Genomic DNA, 18,653 nt, shown 5'->3' with positions numbered 1-18,653 from the left:
GGGCCACTGGGCTTTTCTTGTGAATGCAGCAGGTGTAACCAGACCGAAACCTCGCGTATTCCCGCGGTAATACGGGAACTTTACACAGCTGTGATGCGAAGCTCGGCGGCCAGCGCCCGCACCGCCTCCGCGACCGTCGCGCGGCGGATCGCGTCGCGATCGCCCGACAGTTCGAGCGCGATCGCGCGCGACCCTTCGGAGGAGGCCACACCGAGGTACACGGTCCCGACCGGCCGGCCGCCTTGCGGGTCGGGCCCGGCGACACCCGTGGTCGCCACGCCGAGGTCTGCCGGTCGCCCGTCCACTGCGAGCCGCTCACGCACCCCCGCGGCGAGCTGGCGCGCGACCTCCGGGTGCACCGGGCCCTCCGCGGCGAGCAGCGCGTCATCGACGCCGAGCAGCGTGTGCTTCAGCTCGGTGGCATAGACCACCGCTCCGCCGAGCACGACGGCGGAGGCGCCCGGCACGCTGGTGAGCTCGGCCGTGAGCAGTCCGCCGGTGAGGGACTCCGCCGCAGCGATGGTGAGGCGCCGTTCGATCAGGGTGCGGACGAGCGCGACGGTGTCCGCCGCCTCAGGCGACGGCACGCTTGGCCCTCCGGCCCTTCCAGGCCTGCCAGAGGTAGTCGATCCCCGTCCACACGGTGAGGATCACGGCTGCCGTCATGAGGATGCCGTTCACCCAGAAGATCCAGTCGCCGAAGACCGTCCACAGCGGCACGAGTGCGAACGAGATGGCGACGGACTGCACGATCGTCTTGATCTTGCCGCCACGCGACGCCGCGATCACCCCCTGCCGGATGACCACGAAGCGGTAGATGGTGATGCCCACTTCGCGCACCAGGATGACGACGGTGACCCACCACGGGAGCTCGCCGAGGATCGATAGCGCGATCAGCGCGCCGCCGGTGAGCACCTTGTCGGCGATCGGGTCGAGCAGCTTGCCGAGATCGGTGACGAGGCCGTTGCGCCGCGCCAGTGCGCCGTCCACCCCGTCGGTCGCGATCGCGATGATGAACAGCGCGGCCGCGGCCCACCGCAGCCAGCCGTCCTCGCCCCCATCGGCGAGCAGCATCCACACGAACAGCGGGGCCAGCAGGATGCGCACCACGGTGATCGCGTTGGGCAGGTTCCAGTTGCTCACGCGGTCTGTTCCGCCGTCCGCCGCGGTGGGCGGAGGCGTTTCGGGCACCGACATCGCGGTCTTCTACTCCCTGCCGGTCAGCTGCCAGGCGTCCTCGTTCGAGTCGCCCTCGACCTCAGGATAGCCCGCTGTCATCTCGGCGACGGGGTCGGCTCCGTAGCGGTCCTCGTCGTCTCCGGCCGGGACGGCCGCGGTCGATGTGGCAGCGGATGCCGCTGTCGTCGCCGGCGCGCCGCTCGCGGGCGCTCCGGCCGGGGGCTCCTCGCCTCGCAGGCGAGCGATCACCTGCGGCAGCTGTTCGGCCGTGACCAGCACATCCCGGGCTTTGGACCCTTCCGACGGACCGACGATCTCGCGCGACTCCAGCAGGTCCATCAGTCGGCCGGCCTTGGCGAAGCCCACGCGGAGCTTGCGCTGCAGCATCGAGGTGGACCCGAACTGCGAGGACACCACCAGCTCCGCGGCCGCGAGCAACAGCTCGAGGTCGTCGCCGATGTCCGAGTCGATCTGCTTCTTCTCGGCGCCCACCGCGACATCCTGACGGTACTCCGGACGAGCCTGGCGCGTGACGTGGTCGACGACCTTCTGGATCTCGGCCTCGTTGACCCAGGCGCCCTGCACGCGAATGGCCTTCGAGGCGCCCATGGGGAGGAAGAGACCGTCGCCCTGGCCGATGAGCTTGTCGGCTCCCGGCTGGTCGAGGATGACGCGGGAGTCCGTGACGCTGGTCACCGCGAAGGCGAGCCGCGAGGGCACGTTGGCCTTGATGAGGCCCGTGACGACATCGACCGACGGACGCTGCGTGGCCAGCACCAGGTGGATGCCGGAGGCCCGCGCGAGCTGCGTGATGCGGACGATCGAGTCCTCGACGTCGCGCGGGGCGACCATCATGAGGTCGGCGAGCTCGTCGACGACCACCAGGAGGTACGGATACGGCTTGAGCTTGCGCTCGCTCCCGGCGGGAAGGACGATCTCGTCGTTGATCACCGCGCGGTTGAAGTCGTCGATGTGCCGGAATCCGAAGCTGGCGAGGTCGTCGTACCGCATGTCCATCTCCTTCACGACCCACTGCAACGCTTCCGCGGCCTTCTTCGGGTTCGTGATGATGGGCGTGATGAGGTGCGGGACGCCGCCGTAGATCGTCAGCTCGACGCGCTTGGGGTCGATGAGGACCATCCGCACCTCGGACGGCTTGGCGCGCATCAGCAGGCTGGTGATCATCGAGTTGACGAAGCTCGACTTTCCGGAGCCGGTGGAACCGGCGACCAGGAGGTGCGGCATCTTCGCGAGGTTGGCGACGACGAAGCCGCCGCCGACGTCTTTGCCCACGCCGATCGTCATCGGGTGGGTGCTCTTGGCGGCCGCGGGCGAACGCAGGATGTCGCCGAGCGAGACGATCTCGCGGTCGCTGTTGGGGATCTCGACGCCGATGGCGCTCTTCCCGGGGATCGGCGAGAGGATGCGGACCTCGTTGCTCGCGACCGCGTACGACAGGTTCTTGCTGAGCGCCGTGACGCGCTCCACCTTCACGCCGGGGCCGAGCTCGATCTCGTACTGGGTGACCGTCGGGCCGCGCGAGTAGCCGGTGACCTTCGCGTCCACGCCGAACTGGGTGAGCACGGACGTGATCGCGGCGACGATCTCGTCGTTCGCGCCCGACCGCGTCTTCGCGGGCGTTCCCGCGGAGAGCATCGAGGCGGACGGCAGGTCGTACGGGGTGGAGGGTTCCGGCAGCGCCGGCGCGCCGGCCTCCTCCTCGTCGAAGTCGTCGGCCGCGGCGCCCGGCTGGAACCCGGGTAGCACGGCAGCCCCGCCGGGTGTTCCGGTCATCGGGGGCAGCGGCGCGACCGCGGTGGCCGGCTGCTCGCCGGTGAACCGCTGGAGTGCGTCCTCCGCGTGCGCCAGCTGGCTGAGCACCTCGGTGTTGTAGTGGTCGCTCGCCGGGTCGGGCTCGAGCGGCGTCGCGAATTCGCCCTTGCCGCGCTGGCCTGCTCCGAAGACGCTGGTGAGGTCGTCTGCCGGGCTGGCGTCGTAGTCCGGGTCTTCTTCGCGCTGCGACTTGTTGCGCCGCCACCAGGGCAGGTTGCCCTCCGGCTCCTGCTCCTCGTCGTCGATGCCGTCGAACTCGACCTGCTTCGACTTCGCGCCGCGGGCCGACTCCTTGGCCTCCTGGCGCTCGTCCTCCGTCGGGAGCTGGGCGCCGAAGAGGTAGGCGTAGAGCTCGCGGATGCGTGCGGGCAGCTTGTTCGGCGGTGTCTTGGTGATGATGAAGAGACTCAGGATGAGCAGCAGGATGATCACGGCTCCGGCGCCGTACGGCGTGATCACCAGCGAGAGCGGGGCGGCGATGAGCCAGCCGAGCACTCCCCCGGCCTGCGCGAGAGCGGCCATGCCGTCGCTCGGCGAGGGATGCGGGCTGAACAGGTGGCACAGCCCGGACACCATGAGCAGCAGGAGGCTGAGGCCGATGCCGATCCGGGTGTTGTCGTGCACGGAGCTCGGATGACGGAACAGCCAGGCGGCGAAGAGCACCATCACGACCGGGAGCGCGAAGGCGACGCGGCCGAACAGGCCGCCGAAGGTCCAGGCGTCGAGAGTGCGGGCGACCTGGTCGTTGATCAGGAACCACTCCACCACCGCACCCGCGATCGCGAGCAGCACGAGGAAGAAGGGGAAGCCGTCGCGGCGCTCCTCTTTGCTCAGCTTCTCGGGGCCGAGGGCGCGGAAGGCCGCGCCGGTGAGGTGCGCCAGACCCATCCAGGCGCGGATGAGCGGACTGGGGCCTGCGTCGGCCGCCGGGTAGGCGACCGTCTTCTGCTGGGCGGTCTTCGACGCCGGCTTGCGCGCGGTCGACCCGCCGCGGCCGGAGTTCCGGGCGCCGGAATTCGACTTGGTGCTCGTGGCCATGGGCACAACGCTACGTCGTGCCCCCGTCATCACGCGGTTCCCGCGCCTGGTTTGTGGAAAATCGGCCCGGTCAGCGAACGGTGCGCACCATCGTGTCGGAGCCGTCACCGGACGCGACCGTCACGTATCCCTCGCTCACGTACAGGCGCTGGGCGAAGTTGGCGCGCTGCACGCTCAGGCTGAGCCGGGCGTGGCCGCGGGCGGCCGCCGTGCGCGCCAGCTCGCGCAGCAGCGCCCGGCCGGCGCCCTGCGCGCGCCACTGCGGGTACACGCCGAGAGTGAGTTCCGGCACCCCCGCGGCCACGAACCCGTAGCCCGGGTCGTCCGCGGAGAACAGCCGCGCCCAGCACGCGCCGACGACCACGCCTTTGGCATCTTCGGCCACACAGCCGAAATCCCCGGGGCGCTGCCAGCCCGCGACGTAGTGCCGCACGGCCGGATCCTCGAGGACCGTCACGCGCGAGCGGGCGCGCACCGGGTTCCAGTTCGCCGCCTCGACCAGCATGTCCGCGAGCACGCGCGCATCCTGGCCGGTGGCCGGTCGGATGCGGAACGCCTGCATGCAGGAACGCTACCCGCCCGCGTGTTTCCGGCGGGTTACGTTCCGCTCTCCCGGAAGAGCGACGCCCGGGCTACGCCTCGATGACGAGCGGCACGATCATCGGACGGCGCCGGTAGCTCGTGTTCACCCAGCGGCCGACCGTGCGGCGGACCACCTGGGACATCGCGTGCGAGTCGCGGACACCGTTCTGAGCAGCCTCCGCGAGGGCGGCTGCGATCTTCGGCTTCACGTCGTCGAACACGGCGTCGTCCTCCGCGAACCCGCGGGCGTGGACCTCGGGGCCGGTGACGATGCGCCCGGTCGAGGCCTCGACCACGACGATGATGGAGATGAAGCCCTCCTCGCCGAGGATGCGCCGGTCCTTCAGATCGGCGTCGGTGATCTCGCCGACACTCGACCCGTCGACGTAGACGAAGCCGAGGTCGAGCTGGCCGACCACGCGCGCCACGCCGTCGCGCAGGTCGACGACCGTGCCGTCCTCCGCGAGGATCGTGTTCTTTTCCGGCACGCCCGTGTCCATCGCCAGACGTGCGTTGGCGACCAGGTGGCGGTACTCGCCGTGGACCGGCATGACGTTCTTGGGCTTCAGGATGTTGTAGCAGTACAGCAGCTCGCCCGCGGCGGCGTGGCCGGAGACGTGGACCTTCGCGTTGCCCTTGTGGACGACGTTGGCGCCGAGCTTGGTGAGCCCGTCGATGACGCGGTAGACCGCGTTCTCGTTGCCCGGGATGAGGCTGGACGCGAGGATGACGGTGTCGCCGTGGCCGACCTCGATCTGGTGATCGAGGTTCGCCATGCGCGCCAGCACGGCCATCGGCTCGCCCTGCGAGCCGGTCGACATGTAGACGATCTCGTCGTCGGGCAGGTCGGCGGCCTTCTTGTAGTCGATCAGCACGCCCTGGGGGACCTTGAGGTAGCCGAGCTCGGCGGCGATGGTCATGTTGCGGACCATCGAGCGGCCGAGCAGGGCGACGCGGCGCCCGTTGGATGCTGCCGCGTCGAGCACCTGCTGCACGCGGTGCACGTGGCTGGAGAAGCTGGCGACGATGACGCGCCGCGGCGCGCGGGCGATCACAGTGTCGAGGACGGGGCCGATGGACCGCTCGAGCGGCGTGAAGCCGGGGACGTCGGCGTTGGTCGAGTCGGCGAGGAAGAGGTCGACCCCCTTCTCGCCAAGCCGCGCGAAGGCGCGCAGGTCGGTGATGCGGTCGTCGAGCGGCAACTGGTCCATCTTGAAGTCGCCGGTGTGGAGAACGACGCCCGCGGGGGTCGTGATGGCGACGGCCAGCGCATCCGGGATGGAGTGGTTGACCGCGACGAACTCGAGCGAGAACGGGCCGAGCTGCTCGACCTGTCCCTCCTTCACCGTGAGGCTGTACGGCTGGATGCGGTGCTCCTTGAGCTTCGCCTCCACGAGCGCCAGCGTGAGGCCGGAGCCGATCAGCGGGATGTCCCTGCGCAGCTTGAGCAGGTACGGCACGGCGCCGATGTGGTCTTCGTGGCCGTGGGTGAGGACGACGCCCACGACATCGTCGAGCCGGTCGCGCACGGGCGCGAAGTCGGGGAGGATCAGGTCGACTCCCGGCTGGTCCTGCTCGGGGAACAGCACGCCGCAGTCGACGATGAGGAGTTTGCCTTCGTACTCGAAGACGGTCATGTTCCGCCCGATCTCGCCCAGACCGCCGGTCGGGATGATTCGGAGCGTTCCAGGCTCGAGCGCGGGAGGCTCGGAGACGAGGTTGGGCATCTGCCCTCCTATTTCTGTGTTCTGTCAGCGGGGCTTCGCGCACCCGCCCGGTGGTCGGCCGCTCGTGCGGCCGTCAGCGTGTGGTCCCGGCGATCTTCGGGAGCGCTCCGCCTGCGGCCGCGTTGCGGTCTGGGCGGAAGTTGGAGAAGTCGACGCCGGGGATGTCGGTGACGAGGTCGAGCTCGTCTTCGATCTGTGCGGCCTCCCACTCCTCGGGCCCGACGAGCGGCAGACGCACGCGGGGGCTCGAGATGCGGCCGAGGCCGTGGAGGATGTACTTCGCGGCCACTGTACCCGGCACGTGCGTCATGACGGCGCGCACCAGCGGCTCGAGCTTCATGTGGGCGGCCGTCGCGGTGGCGAGGTCGCCCGCGTTGACCGCATCGACGATCTGGCGGTACGGCGTCGGCGCGATGTTCGCCGTCACACCGATCAGCCCACTCGCCCCGATCGAGAGGTGCGGGAGCACGTTGGCGTCGTCGCCCGAGAAGTAGAGGAGGTCGGTCTGGTTGAGCACGCGGCTCACCTCGCTGAAGTCGCCCTTCGCGTCTTTGATCGCGAGCACGTTGGGGTGCTTGGCGATGCGGAGGATCGTCTCGTACTTGATCGGGACGCCCGTGCGGCCCGGGATGTCGTAGAGGATGACCGGCAGGTCGGTGGAGTCGGCGATCATCCGGAAGTGCGTGAGGATGCCGGCCTGCGTCGGCTTGTTGTAGTACGGCGTGACGACCATGACGCCGTCGGCGCCGGCCTTCTCGCTGTGCTGGTACAGCTGGATGGCGTGCGCGGTCTCGTTCGAGCCGCCGCCGGTGATGATCTTGGCGCGGCCCGCCGCGACCGACTTGCCCACCTCGACCAGGCGCAGCTTCTCCGGGTCGGTGAGGGTCGAGGTCTCCCCCGTCGTGCCGGTGACCACGATGCCGTCGGCACCGGCCTGGATCACGTCGTCGATGTGCTTCTCGACCGCCGCCCAGTCCACTTCGCCGTCGGCGGTGAACGGGGTGACCAGGGCGACGAGGACCTGGCCGAACGGATTCTGGTGAGCAGCCATGGCTCCAGGCTATCGGGTCGCTGTCACGGGGAGACACATTCGTGTCGCTCGGGAAAAGTGCCGCGTAACGTGCCGCCTGTGAACGGATTCGCTGCGCTCGGCATCGTGCTCGGACTCGTCGCCGTCGTCGCGGCAGGCGGCCTCGTCTGGCGCGCGACGACCGGGCGGGCGCGCACCCTCCGGGCGCGGGAGGCGGTCCGGCCCGGCGACGTCGGCGCAGACGCATTCGGGGCGCAGGCGACCCTCCTGCAGTTCTCGACCGAGCTCTGCTCGCCCTGCCGTTCGACCGCGCGCGTGCTCGCTGCCGCGGCTGTCGGTTCCGACGGCGTACGCCACGTGGAGATCGACGTCACTCGCCGCCCCGAACTCGCCGACCGCTTCCATCTCCTCCAAACCCCGACCACGCTGATCCTCGACGCGTCGGGCACCGTCCGCGCCCGGATCGGTGGCACTGCGCGCCCGGACGCCGTCCATTCGGCCCTCCGCACCATCCTCAGGAGCAACCATGTCTCAGCCTGATCCCCTTGCCGACCGCGGCGTCGACCCCCGATCCCCGCGCTTCGGCGCCGGGATCACCTCCCTTCTCCTGCTGGTCGATCTCTTCCTCTCGCTCGTCGGGGCGACCACGGCGGCTTTCGTGCTGCTGCTCGCCATCGCGCTGCTCTTCGCGTGGGGCGCGTTCGCCGGCGTGCAACGCCACCCGTACGGCTTCCTCTACCGGCGCCTGCTCCGGCCACGCCTCGGACCGCCCCGTGAGCTGGAGGATCCAGCACCGCCGACCTTCGCCCAGGCGGTCGGTCTGCTGGTCACCGGACTCGGGCTGGCGCTGGGGCTCGCCGGTGTCCCGTTCGCCGTTCCCGTCGCGGCGACGCTGGCCTTCATCGCTGCATTCCTCAACTCGGTCTTCGGATACTGCCTGGGCTGCCAGCTGTACCTGCTCCTGGTGCGAGCACGAGTGATCCGGCGCCGTGTCGAGGCGTGACCGCACCCCAGCAGGGAATCCGCCGAACGCCCGGTGACGCTGTCGGACCTCGTCAGTAGTGTGGGTCGGGCCCGGCCGCGCACGGCGGCCGCACGTCCCGAGGAGGCCTCAATGGCAGTCACCAGCGCATCCACCACCGTCTGGAACGGCGATCTCACGAGCGGCTCCGGCACGGTGACCCTCGACTCGTCGCGTGCAGCTGAGCTCTCCGTCAACTGGAAGGCCCGCTCGGAAGGCGGTGCGGAGGTCACGACCCCCGAAGAGCTGCTGGGTGCGGCGCACGCCGCCTGCTTCTCCATGGCGTTCTCGAACGTCCTCGCTCAGTTCGGCAACGCGCCGGAGAGCATCCGGACCACCGCCGCCGTGACCTTCGACCCCGCCCAGGGCATCACCGGAAGCCACCTGACGGTCACCGCCACCGTGCCGGGCCTCTCGGAGGAGGACTTCAAGCGCCTCGCCGACGAGGCGAAGCGCACCTGCCCTGTCTCGCGAGCGCTGGTCGGCATCCCGATCACGCTCGAGGCGTCCCTCGCCTGAGCGTCGGCGGCGCTGAGATGAGAGTGCTGCTCGCCGGCTCCTCCGGCATGATCGGCCGCGAACTGCGCGCGCAGCTCTCGGCCGCCGGTCACGACGTGCGTCGGCTCGTCCGTCGCGAGCCGACCTCGCCCGACGAGTCGCGGTGGGCACCGGAGGAACGCTCCGTCGACGTCGACGTCTTCGAATGGGCGGATGCGGTCATCGGCCTGTCCGGGAGCTCGTTGCAACGCCTGCCATGGACGCGGGCGACCAAGCGGCGCATCCTCTCCTCGCGCCTGCAGGCGACCGGCACGCTCGCCGACGGGATGCGCCGGGCCGACGACCCGCCGAAGGTCTTCGTCAGCGGGTCGGCGGTCGGGTTCTACGGCGACCGTCCCGGTCAGCAGCTGACCGAAGCCGCGAGCAAGGGACGCGGGTTCCTCGCCGACGTCGTGGACGCGTGGGAGGCCGCGGCACGCCTGGCGCCGGCGGCCACCCGGGTCGCCCTGGCGCGGACCGGGGTCGTCATCGGCCGCGGTGGCGCCCTCACACCCCTGTTGCCGATCGCCAAGGCGGGTCTCGCCGGGCCGCTCGGCAGCGGGCGTCAGCACTGGCCGTGGGTCAGCCTCCACGACGAGGCGGCGGCGCTCGTCCACCTGCTCACGTCGACACTCGACGGGCCGGTGAACATCGCGGGGCCGACGCCCGCAACCGCCGGCGAGGTCGTCCGGGCACTCGCGCAGGCGGTACGCAGGCCGTACTTCGTCCCGGTCCCGAAGTTCGCCATCGAGCTGGCGCTGCAGGACGCCGGCCGGGAGCTGCTGCTCGCGGATCAGCTGGTGGTCCCCGAGAAGCTGCTCGCCGACGGCTTCGTGTTCCGCGACCCGACGGTCGAGGACGCGATGGATCGGCTCGTGGAGGTCCGCGCGGCCTAGCGCGCCGACTGCCCGCCGGACTTGGCGGCGCTCTTCGCGTCCGCGCGCTCCAGTCGGATCGCCTGACGCAGCGCTCCGCGTGCCCGGCGCCGGTCACCGGACGCGTCGTACGCGAGACCGAGACGGAACCACGCGCGCCAGCTGTCCGGGGCGGCCTCCACCTCGGCGCGGTACTGCGGGAACTGCTCGTCCGCCGCATCGCGCAACGGACGACCGCTCGCACGGGTGGGGAGGTCTTCGACCGGCAAGCCGCCCTCCGCATCCAGCTGCCGGACGAGCCGCTCGGTGCGGACGCCGAACAGCAGCTCGCGGGCGAGCGCCCACGCGCCGACGATCGGGAGCACGAGCAGCGCGACGCCCATGGCGACGCCGATCGCCTCACCGGTCGCGATGAGCATGACCGCACGCTGGCCGGCCAGGACCAGATAGACGAGCAGGATGATCGCCATCAGAATGGCGGCCAGTCGGTTCCTCATGAGCTCTGCCGGCTCCTCATCGGGTCGGGTCGGTGCCGTCGTCGCCCGCGTCGCGCACGGTCGGGCGGGGCGGTTCGCCGTTCGGCTCCGCGATGCCGAGGTCGATCAGCTTGTCGAGCCCCACGGTCACACCGGTCATCGTCGCGGCCGCGCGAAGGGCGAGCAGGATGCCCGCCTCGTACGCCTCCGAACCGACCGTGTCGTGCCGGATGGTCAGCTGCTCCCCGGCACCGCCGAAGATCACCTGCTGCTGTGCGACGACGCCGCGCATGCGGAGGCTGTGGATGGGGACGCTCGCCACCTGCTGACCGCGGGCGCGCTGGTCGGAGTGCGGCGCCTCCACGGGCCCCTTCGCCGCGCGCGCGGCACCGATCAGCTCGGCCGTGCGCACGGCCGTCCCGGACGGCGAGTCGGTCTTGCCCGCGCCGTGCGCCTCCAGGATCTCGATCGAGTCGAAGAACCGTGCGGCGACCGTGGCGAACGCGGTGCCGAGCGCGGACCCGAGGGAGAAGTTCGGGATGACGACCGCGCCGCGACCCTCGTGCAGCGCGACCCTCCGCTCGAGGTCGAGGATGCGGTCGGCGGACCAGCCCGAGGTCCCGACGAGCACATTGAGTCCGTTGTCGATCGCGAAGGCGACGATCCCCGGGCTCACCTGCGGCAGCGTCATGTCGACGAGCACGTCGGCGCCGAGCATGTCCTCCAGCGGTGATCGCGAGTCGAGCCGTGCAACGAGTTCGAGGTCGTCGGCCTGCTCGATGAGGCGGACCGCCACGCTTCCCAGTTTTCCGGTCGCTCCGGCGACGGCCACGCGAATGCTCACCCGCCCAGCCTACCTGCGGCATCCCGGGAGTCCGTCGGGGATACGCTGGGCCGATGGTGTCTTTCGCAGACGTCGCCGTCACCGACGCGACCGCCCATCGCATGCTCTCCGACTACTTCGCCGAACGCGCCGAGACCTTCCCCACCGCGCAGGGCGCCTACCGCACGTCGTTCCCCGACCCCGGCCAGTTCGTGGCGCCGAACGGCGTCTTCCTGCTGGCGTACGACGACGGCGTCGAGGTGGGATGCGGCGGCATCCGGGAACTCCCCGTGCCGCTGACCGAGCAGGAGGACGGCATCCCGGTCGTCCGCTACGAGATCAAGCACCTGTGGGTGCCGAAGGCCCGGCGCGGCAACGGCTTCGGCCGGGCGATCCTCTCCGAGCTCGAGCACCGCGCCCGCGGCTTCGGTGCGACCGAGCTCGTGCTGGACACGAATGCCAGTCTCGAAGCAGCCGGCGCGCTGTACCGCTCCCACGGCTACGAGCCCATCCAGCCCTACAACGACAACCCGAACGCGACCGACTGGTTCCGCAAGACGCTGAGCTGACCGCGCCCACCCTCCCGGCGCCGGACCTCAGACGGGTTGCAGCTCGGGGAGGCCGGTCCGGAGCTCGACCGGCAGGTGGCCCAGGTCGTTGTGCACCACGAGCACGGGCGGCTTCGCCGAGCGCACCCGGATGATGGTGAGACCGCAGTTCGCCTGGTTCAGGCCGAGCCAGCGCCAGGCCGGCGCGTCGAACACGTGGCGCACGAACCAGCCGATGACGAAGTTGTGCGTCACCAGCAGGTCGTGACGATCCCCCATCGCCGGCGTCAGGAACTCGTGGACCGCGTCCTCCATCTGCGCCCGCCCGGCCTCGATCTCCGCCTCGGTCACGGGGCCGAAGAACGATTCGAAGGCCCTCGGCATGTCCGGCGTCGGGCCCGACGGGATGCAGTCGAACAGCAGGCTCGACGGCTGCGGCTCCAGCGCCGGCATCCGCTCGGCCATGATGGCCGCCGTCTCCGTCGCGCGATTGAGCGGCGAGTGGTACATCGAGGTGAACGGGATGCCGCTGAGTCGCTCGGCGATGAGCTGGGCCTGTCGCTTGCCCCGCGGGGAGAGCGGGCCGTCCGGCAGACCGTGCTCGGCATCCTGCTGCTCGCCGTGGCGCACGAGGTAGAGGTAGTGGGGCACGAGGGGACCTTTCGGTGGAACGGACGGGAGGCGGATCAGGGGACGAGACCGGCGAACGCGTCGTCGGTCAGGCTCCCCACCGCGGCGATGGAGATCGGCCGGCCGGCCAGGTCGGCGGCCAGTTCCCGCACGTCGTCGGCGGTGACGAGGTGCAGGCGGCGGAGACTCTCATCGAGGTCGGCGAACTCGCCGAGGGTGATCTCGGCGCGGCCGAGCCGGGACATGCGGGTGTCGGAGTCCTCCAGGGCGAGGGCCGCCCCGCCGGACAGCTGACCGACCGCGCGCCGGAGCTCGTCGGGGGTGACCCCGTCGGCGGCCAGCCGGCGCAGCTCCTCGAGCATGAGCTCGGTGACCTGGCGCGCCTTCGCGGGCGCGCATCCCGCATAGAGGCCGAAGACGCCGGCGTCCGAGTACGAGCCGGAGAAGGAGTACACGGCGTAGGCGAGGCCGCGACGCTCGCGGACCTCCTGGAACAGCCGGCTGGACATCCCTCCGCCGAGGACCGAGTTGAGCACGCTCATGGTGGTGCGGCGCGGGTCGGTGGCGAGGATGCCGGGCATCCCGACGAACAGGTTCGCCTGCTCGGTGGGGCGCTGCACCGTGATGAGCGGGGTGCCGCGCTGGATGACCGCGGGCACGGCTCCTCGGCGCGAGACGGGCGTGGCGGCCAGGTCGAGGTCCCAGCCGGCCGAGGTCAGAGCGTTCTCGACACCGGCGACGAGGAGGTCGTGGTCGACGGCGCCCGCGGCCGTCACCACCAGGTCCTGCGGGCGGTAGTTGGCGCGGTAGTGCTCCCAGACGCCATCGCGGGTGGCCGCGTGGATGGTGTCCGGGCGGCCGCCGATGGGCCGGCCGAGAGGATGGTCGCCCAGCACGGCCTGGAACATCCGCTCGTTCGCGACGTCGCCCGGGTCGTCCTCCGCCATCGACAGCTCTTCGAGGATGACCCCGCGCTCGTTCTCGAACTCGGCGGGGTCGAGCAGTGAGGAGGTCAGCATGTCGCCGATGACCTCGACCGCCATCGCGAGATCGCGATCCTGCACCTTGGCGTAGTAGCAGGTGTACTCCTTGGCGGTCATCGCGTTGTGCTCGCCGCCGACCGAGTCGAAGCTCACGGCGATGTCGAGTGCGGTCCGTGTCCGCGTGCCCTTGAAGAGCAGGTGCTCGAGGAAGTGGGTGGATCCGAGCGTTCCGGGATGTCCGGCGCCGCCCTCGCTCTCGTCGCGGGAGCCGACCGCCACCCAGTAGCCGAGCGTGGCGCTCCGCGACCCGGGGACGTGCTCGCTGAGGATGCGCACGCCGCTCGGGAGGACGGTCCGGCGGACCAGCGCCTCGCCGGACGCGGCGAAGGTGAGGTCGGCCATACCGAGCGGAAGGTCGACTGCGCTGTTCATCCCCACCAGCCTACGCCAGACGGTGCGCCATTCCCTCGCTGAGAAAACGGGGACAAACAGACTCTTCTGTCTACGGCTATACTGTGAGAACCATCGGGTTCGGCGTCCCCTGCGCCGGAACCCGGTGGCCCCTGAACCGCAAGCCGGAGGCCACCAGGCCTCCTCACAGAAGGAGTCGTCCGGATGGTCGTAAGTGCCCGAGCGACCATCCGGCCGCCAGCGCCGTCGAAGGTCAAGATCCTCGCAACGGCGGACCAGCTCTTCTACCAGGAGGGCATCCACACGGTCGGCGTCGACCGGATCATCGCCGGAGCCCGCGTCACCAAGGCGACGTTCTACAAGCACTACCGGTCCAAGGACCTTCTGATCATCGCCTACGTCGAGGGCCGCGACCGCCAGGTGCGCGAGTGGTTCGCCGAGCAGGAGACGAAGTTCGACGACCCGCGCGACATCGCGCGGGCCCTCGTCGACGCGATCAACCAGGATGCGGTCGACCCCGGATTCCACGGCGACCCGTTCATCAACGCGGCGGCCCAGTTCGCGGACGAGACCGACCCCGTGCGCCTCGCCGTCACCGCCCACCGCGACTGGTACGCCGACCGCATCGAGGAGCTGTTCCGGCAGATCGGCCACCCGCGCCCGGGCGACGCAGCCGACGACCTCATCCTCGCGCGCGACGGCGCGCTCGCCGGCGGCTACGTCGGCGACCCCATCGCGGCGGGTGCCGCCCTGCACCGCGCGCTCGACCGCATCCTCGCCGAGGCGTAAGCCCACTCGCGCGTCACGCGGGCCAGCGCACGCAACCTGGTTGTCACGACACGTCGTCGTCGCGCGCACGCCCGACGGCGTGTTGCGTCAAGCAGGTGGGTGGCTACTCGGAGACGCGGTCGAGGTCGAGCATCTGCGCACGCGTGAGCCGGATGCCCGCCGCCGCCATCAGCGCGTCGACCTGGTCCGGGCGGCTCGCGCTCGCCACCGGTGCGACGATCGTGCGCTTGGCCAGCAGCCAGGCGAGAGCGATGCTCGCCGGAGCGACCCTGTGCTCCGCCGCGATGCGGTCGAGCACCGCGAGCACGCGCAGGCCGCGGCGGTTCAGGTACGCCGACGCACGGACGCTGCGCGCCCCGCCGGTGAGATCGTTCTTGCTGCGGTACTTGCCGGTGAGGAAGCCGTTCGCCAGCGCGTAGTACGGCATCACCGCGAGGCCCTGGGCCGCCGCCACGATCCGCGGCGCGCTCTCGAACTCGGTGCGGTGCATCAGGTTGTACTGCGTCTGGATCGCCACGAACTTGGGCAGCCCGGACGACGAGAGGATGCGCGCCTCGATCAGCCGGTCGGCGGTGAAGTTCGATGCTGCGAGGTAGCGAACCTTGCCGCTCTCGATCAGCCATTCCGCTGTCGCAAGGCTGTCCTCCAGCGGAGTCTCCGGGTCGTCCTCGTGGAAGTAGAGCAGGTCGATGTAGTCGGTCTGCAGCCGCTCGAGCGACGCCTCCACCGCGCGCACGACGCTGACGGCGCCGAGACCGGGGTTCTCCTGGTGGCGGCCGACCTTCGTCGCGACCACCATGCGGTCGCGGTTGCCGCGCTCGCGCATCCACTTGCCGATGAGCAGCTCGCTGCGACCGCCGACATAGCTGTCGGCGGTGTCGATGAAGTTGCCGCCGAGTTCTGCGAACCGGTCGAGGATCGCGAGCGACGTGTCTCCGTCGGCCGTCCAGCCGAAGACGCTCGCGCCGAGCGACAGCGGGTACACCGCGAGGTCGCTCTCGCCGATTCGGCGCGGAGCGATGATCGAGAGGGGACCGGTGGTCGCGATAGCAGGGTCGACGTCGATCACGCCGGTCGGAGGCTCGGCCGTTCCAGCCCGGGCGAGGTCGCGGGCGCCGGCCTCGGCGCTCGGCCGGTCCGTCGTGCGGGCGGCACGGGAGGCGTCGGAACTGCTGCGGAGACCGACGGTCTCGAGCAGGCGCAGGGGTAGAAGCTGTGGCATCTCTCCCCCTCCCCGTGACGACTGGTTCTGCCGGAACTCCGCGGACTCGAATCGATTCGAGAACCTTGGACTTCTGATTGAACACTTGCAGCGTACGTCATGCCTCCGACGCCGGAAGGACGAAACGGGTGAACCGCCGGGTAAAGCTAGGTCACAGTTTCATCACGAACGTCGGAGCACTGCTCTGGCGTGCGCAAGCACCGGTCCGTCCACCATCCGACCGGCGTGTCGGAACACTCCCCCGCCGGCGTCTCGGGCCGCTGCGAGCAGCTCCCGGGCGGCCTCCACCTCGGCCGCAGACGGCCGGTAGGCCGCCCGGATCGTCTCCACCTGACCGGGGTGGATGCACGCGGTCGCCGCGAATCCGACGGCGACCGCATCCTCCGCCTCCGCGGCCAGACCGTCCAGGTCGGCGATGTCGAGATGCACCGTGTCGATCGCGAACGCGCCGGCCGCGCCGGCGGCCAGCAGCACCGACGATCGGGCGTGGCGGTCCACATCCCGGTACCGCCCGTCGGCGTGCCGGCTGGAGGTTCCTCCGAGGGACGCGACGAGGTCCTCCGCGCCCCACATCAGGGCGAGCACCGTAGGCGCCTGCGCGAGCGCCGGGGCGGCGAGCACGCCGGCGGCGCTCTCGCAGAGGGCGATGACGTCGTACCCGCCGAGTCCGTCGAGGTCCGAGGGACGCTCGGCCTTGGGCAGCATCGCGGCCCGGTACGGGGTCGCGGCGAGCGCGGACAGGTCGGCGTCGTGGTCCGCCGTCCCCGCCGGGTTCACCCGGACGATCACGCGCGAGGGATCGAGGTCGGAGGCGACGAGCGCTTCCCGGGCGGCCGGGCGCCGCGACGGGTCCACCGCGTCCTCCAGGTCGAGGATGACCGCATCCGCCCGGTCCAGCGCCTTCGCGTAGCGCTCGGGGCGGTCGGCCGGGCAGAACAGCAGCGCCGGCCCCCAGGGGAACACCGGCGTCGCGTCAGCCGTCACAGGATGCCGTCCGGCTCGGACGCTCCCGGGTCGAGCGCACTCGCATCCGCCGCGACATCGTCGACGGCCGACGCGGGCGACGCATCCTTGCACCAGACCATGACCTGCCTGGTGGCCGTGGCGACGACCACGCCGTCCTGATTGCGGCCGGTGTGCTCGAGGGTGACGATGCCCTGACCGGGGCGGGATGCGGACAGCCGTTTCGTGACCACCACCGTCTCCGAGTAGAGCGTGTCGCCGTGGTGCAGCGGGTGCGGGAACGCGACCTCGCTGAAGCCGAGATTGGCAACGATGGTGCCCTGCGTGAGCTGGGCGACCGACGCACCGACGATGGTGGCCAGCGTGAACATGGAGTTCACCAGCCGCTCGCCGAACGGCTGCCGCGCCGACCAGGCGGCGTCGAGATGCAGCGCCTGCGTGTTCATGGTGAGCGTCGTGAAGAAGACGTTGTCGGCCTCCGTCACCGTGCGTCCGGGCCGGTGGAGGTAGCGGGTCTCCGGCTCGAACTCCTCGTAGTACAGCCCGCGCTGCTCGATCTCTCTCATGCCGCCTGCTCCACTTCTATCCGCAGCGGTGCGCCCGTCGCCGCCACCACCTCGTCGACGGTCACGCCGGGCGCGACCTCCCGCAGGACGAGGCCGTCGTCGGTCACGTCGATCACCGCGAGGTCCGTGATGATCCGGTCGACGCATCCCGTGCCGGTCAGCGGGAGGGTGCATTCGCGCAGGATCTTCGGGCGGCCCTCCTTGTCGACGTGCTCCATCATGACGATGAGGCGTTTGGCGCCGAACACGAGATCCATCGCGCCGCCCATCCCCTTCACCATCTTGCCGGGGATCATCCAGTTCGCGAGGTCGCCAGTCTCCGAGACCTCCATGGCACCGAGGACAGCCAGGTCGACGTGGCCGCCGCGCACCATCCCGAACGAGAGCGACGAGTCGAAGAAGGCCGCGCCGCGGTTCACGGTCACGGTCTCCTTGCCCGCATTGATGAGGTCGGGGTCGACGGCGTCGTCGGCCGGGTAGGGGCCGACGCCGAGCACGCCGTTCTCCGAGTGGAGGATGACCTCGACGCCCTCCGGGATGTAGTTCGGGATGAGCGTGGGCATCCCGATGCCGAGGTTGACGTACTGACCGTTCTCCAGCTCGCGTGCGACCCGGGCGGCGAGTTCGGTGCGCGACAGGCTCATCGTGCGGTCCCTTCCGCGGCGGCGACCGTGCGTCGCTCGATCCGCTTCTCCACTCCGGGCGCATGGACGACGCGCTGGACGAAGATGCCCGGGCAGTGCACCGCCCCCGGGTCGAGTTCGCCGGGCTCGACCAGCTCCTCCACCTCGGCGATCGTGACCCGCCCGGCCATGGCGGCGAGCGGGTTGAAGTTCATCGCCGCGGCGTGGAACACCAGGTTGCCGTGGCGGTCGCCCTTCGCCGCGTGGACGAGCGCGAAGTCGGGGCGGAGCGACCGCTCCAGCACGTACTCCGCGTCCTCGAACGTGCGAACCTCCTTCGGCTCGCTGGCCACGGCGACGGAGCCGTCCGGTGCGTAGCGGCGCGGCAGGCCGCCGGTCGCGATCTGGGTGCCGACCCCGGCCGGGGTGAAGAAGGCAGGGATGCCGGCGCCGCCCGCGCGCAGCTTCTCGGCGAGCGTGCCCTGCGGCGTGAGTTCGACCTCCAGTTCGCCGGAGAGGAACTGGCGGGCGAACTCCTTGTTCTCACCGACGTACGAGCTGACCATCTTTCGGATGCGACGCTCGGCGAGCAAGAGACCGAGCCCCCAGTCGTCGACGCCGCAGTTGTTGCTGACCATCTCGAGGTCGGTGGTGCCCGCCTCCAGCATCGCCTGGATGAGCGCGCTCGGGATGCCGCACAGCCCGAACCCGCCCACGGCGAGGGTGCTGCCGTCCGCGATGTCGGCGACCGCCTCCGCGGCGCTCGCGACCGTCTTGTCGATCATCCGTCCTCCTCC

The 18,653-nt window shown here is 70.6% G+C and carries 21 protein-coding genes; 6 read left to right on the top strand and 15 right to left on the bottom strand.

What is annotated here, in order from left to right; all coding sequences use genetic code 11:
- Nucleotides 1–80: 80 nt before the first annotated feature.
- The 6 genes from QRN40_RS13680 to dapA form a co-directional block, all read right to left on the bottom strand.
- On the bottom strand, nt 81–587 hold the full coding sequence (locus QRN40_RS13680) for a CinA family protein (RefSeq protein ID WP_285116239.1): 507 nt from the start codon (nt 585–587) through the stop codon (nt 81–83).
- Nucleotides 574–1,197 carry a CDP-diacylglycerol--glycerol-3-phosphate 3-phosphatidyltransferase gene (pgsA, locus tag QRN40_RS13675; RefSeq protein ID WP_285116238.1) on the bottom strand — a complete coding sequence of 208 codons (624 nt, stop codon included), beginning with the start codon at nt 1,195–1,197 and terminating at the stop codon, nt 574–576. The genes QRN40_RS13680 and pgsA overlap by 14 nt, the downstream gene beginning before the upstream one ends.
- Before the next feature lie 9 nt (nt 1,198–1,206).
- Entirely contained in the window at nt 1,207–4,050 is a 2,844-nt protein-coding gene (locus QRN40_RS13670) for an FtsK/SpoIIIE family DNA translocase (protein ID WP_285116236.1), read from the bottom strand.
- Between the two features lie 70 nt (nt 4,051–4,120).
- The gene (locus QRN40_RS13665; protein ID WP_285116235.1) at nt 4,121–4,612 is read right to left on the bottom strand and encodes a GNAT family N-acetyltransferase; all 492 of its coding nucleotides are present in this window, start codon (nt 4,610–4,612) and stop codon (nt 4,121–4,123) included.
- Nucleotides 4,613–4,682: 70 nt separating this feature from the next.
- Complete coding sequence (locus tag QRN40_RS13660; RefSeq protein WP_285116234.1) at nt 4,683–6,359, bottom strand: ribonuclease J; 1,677 nt, start codon at nt 6,357–6,359, stop codon at nt 4,683–4,685.
- A gap of 73 nt (nt 6,360–6,432) precedes the next feature.
- A complete protein-coding gene (gene dapA / locus QRN40_RS13655) occupies nt 6,433–7,410 on the bottom strand; it encodes a 4-hydroxy-tetrahydrodipicolinate synthase (protein ID WP_285116233.1) in 978 nt (325 codons plus the stop codon).
- A gap of 78 nt (nt 7,411–7,488) precedes the next feature.
- On the opposite strand from dapA, the gene QRN40_RS13650 reads away from it, so the two are divergent.
- From QRN40_RS13650 to QRN40_RS13635, 4 genes are all read left to right on the top strand, one after another.
- Complete coding sequence (locus tag QRN40_RS13650) at nt 7,489–7,929, top strand: TlpA family protein disulfide reductase (RefSeq protein WP_285116232.1); 441 nt, start codon at nt 7,489–7,491, stop codon at nt 7,927–7,929.
- Entirely contained in the window at nt 7,916–8,392 is a 477-nt protein-coding gene (locus tag QRN40_RS13645; RefSeq protein WP_285116231.1) for a DUF4395 domain-containing protein, read from the top strand. The genes QRN40_RS13650 and QRN40_RS13645 overlap by 14 nt, the downstream gene beginning before the upstream one ends.
- Before the next feature lie 111 nt (nt 8,393–8,503).
- Nucleotides 8,504–8,929 carry an OsmC family peroxiredoxin gene (locus QRN40_RS13640; protein ID WP_285116230.1) on the top strand — a complete coding sequence of 142 codons (426 nt, stop codon included), beginning with the start codon at nt 8,504–8,506 and terminating at the stop codon, nt 8,927–8,929.
- Nucleotides 8,930–8,946: 17 nt separating this feature from the next.
- Complete coding sequence (locus QRN40_RS13635) at nt 8,947–9,843, top strand: TIGR01777 family oxidoreductase (RefSeq protein WP_285116227.1); 897 nt, start codon at nt 8,947–8,949, stop codon at nt 9,841–9,843.
- Here the strand turns inward: QRN40_RS13635 and QRN40_RS13630 are convergent.
- Together QRN40_RS13630 and dapB are read right to left on the bottom strand one after the other, a co-directional pair.
- Entirely contained in the window at nt 9,840–10,319 is a 480-nt protein-coding gene (locus QRN40_RS13630; protein WP_285116224.1) for a tetratricopeptide repeat protein, read from the bottom strand. The genes QRN40_RS13635 and QRN40_RS13630 overlap by 4 nt on opposite strands.
- 16 nt (nt 10,320–10,335) lie before the next feature.
- The gene (dapB, locus tag QRN40_RS13625) at nt 10,336–11,142 is read right to left on the bottom strand and encodes a 4-hydroxy-tetrahydrodipicolinate reductase (protein ID WP_285116223.1); all 807 of its coding nucleotides are present in this window, start codon (nt 11,140–11,142) and stop codon (nt 10,336–10,338) included.
- A gap of 53 nt (nt 11,143–11,195) precedes the next feature.
- On the opposite strand from dapB, the gene QRN40_RS13620 reads away from it, so the two are divergent.
- Complete coding sequence (locus tag QRN40_RS13620) at nt 11,196–11,690, top strand: GNAT family N-acetyltransferase (protein WP_285116222.1); 495 nt, start codon at nt 11,196–11,198, stop codon at nt 11,688–11,690.
- A 27-nt stretch (nt 11,691–11,717) separates the two neighbouring features.
- Here the strand turns inward: QRN40_RS13620 and QRN40_RS13615 are convergent, their stop codons facing one another.
- Nucleotides 11,718–12,320 (bottom strand): histidine phosphatase family protein, encoded by a 603-nt coding sequence (locus QRN40_RS13615; RefSeq protein ID WP_285116221.1) that lies wholly within the window; start codon nt 12,318–12,320, stop codon nt 11,718–11,720.
- Between the two features lie 35 nt (nt 12,321–12,355).
- Nucleotides 12,356–13,714 carry a M16 family metallopeptidase gene (locus QRN40_RS13610; RefSeq protein WP_285116220.1) on the bottom strand — a complete coding sequence of 453 codons (1,359 nt, stop codon included), beginning with the start codon at nt 13,712–13,714 and terminating at the stop codon, nt 12,356–12,358.
- A gap of 183 nt (nt 13,715–13,897) precedes the next feature.
- Between QRN40_RS13610 and QRN40_RS13605 the strand changes: the two genes are divergently transcribed.
- On the top strand, nt 13,898–14,482 hold the full coding sequence (locus tag QRN40_RS13605; protein WP_285116219.1) for a TetR/AcrR family transcriptional regulator: 585 nt from the start codon (nt 13,898–13,900) through the stop codon (nt 14,480–14,482).
- A 103-nt stretch (nt 14,483–14,585) separates the two neighbouring features.
- On the opposite strand, the gene QRN40_RS13600 is transcribed toward QRN40_RS13605, so the two are convergent.
- The 5 genes from QRN40_RS13600 to QRN40_RS13580 form a co-directional block, all read right to left on the bottom strand.
- Nucleotides 14,586–15,704: an aldo/keto reductase gene (locus QRN40_RS13600; RefSeq protein ID WP_285116218.1), complete on the bottom strand. Its 1,119-nt coding sequence runs from the start codon at nt 15,702–15,704 to the stop codon at nt 14,586–14,588.
- Nucleotides 15,705–15,866: 162 nt separating this feature from the next.
- On the bottom strand, nt 15,867–16,688 hold the full coding sequence (locus QRN40_RS13595; RefSeq protein WP_285116216.1) for an HpcH/HpaI aldolase/citrate lyase family protein: 822 nt from the start codon (nt 16,686–16,688) through the stop codon (nt 15,867–15,869).
- A complete protein-coding gene (locus tag QRN40_RS13590; RefSeq protein WP_285116215.1) occupies nt 16,685–17,233 on the bottom strand; it encodes a MaoC family dehydratase in 549 nt (182 codons plus the stop codon). The genes QRN40_RS13595 and QRN40_RS13590 overlap by 4 nt, the downstream gene beginning before the upstream one ends.
- Nucleotides 17,230–17,877, bottom strand: coding sequence for a CoA transferase subunit B (locus QRN40_RS13585; RefSeq protein ID WP_285116214.1), 648 nt, complete (start codon nt 17,875–17,877; stop codon nt 17,230–17,232). Before QRN40_RS13585 ends, QRN40_RS13590 begins: the two co-directional genes overlap by 4 nt.
- Entirely contained in the window at nt 17,874–18,641 is a 768-nt protein-coding gene (locus tag QRN40_RS13580; protein ID WP_285116212.1) for a CoA transferase subunit A, read from the bottom strand. Before QRN40_RS13580 ends, QRN40_RS13585 begins: the two co-directional genes overlap by 4 nt.
- Nucleotides 18,642–18,653: the final 12 nt, after the last annotated feature.

It is taken from the genome of Leifsonia sp. fls2-241-R2A-40a, from assembly GCF_030209575.1.
Taxonomy (GTDB): domain Bacteria; phylum Actinomycetota; class Actinomycetes; order Actinomycetales; family Microbacteriaceae; genus Leifsonia.
Note: the sequence above shows the minus strand (reverse complement) of the source record. Positions and strands in the feature narration are given on the sequence as shown.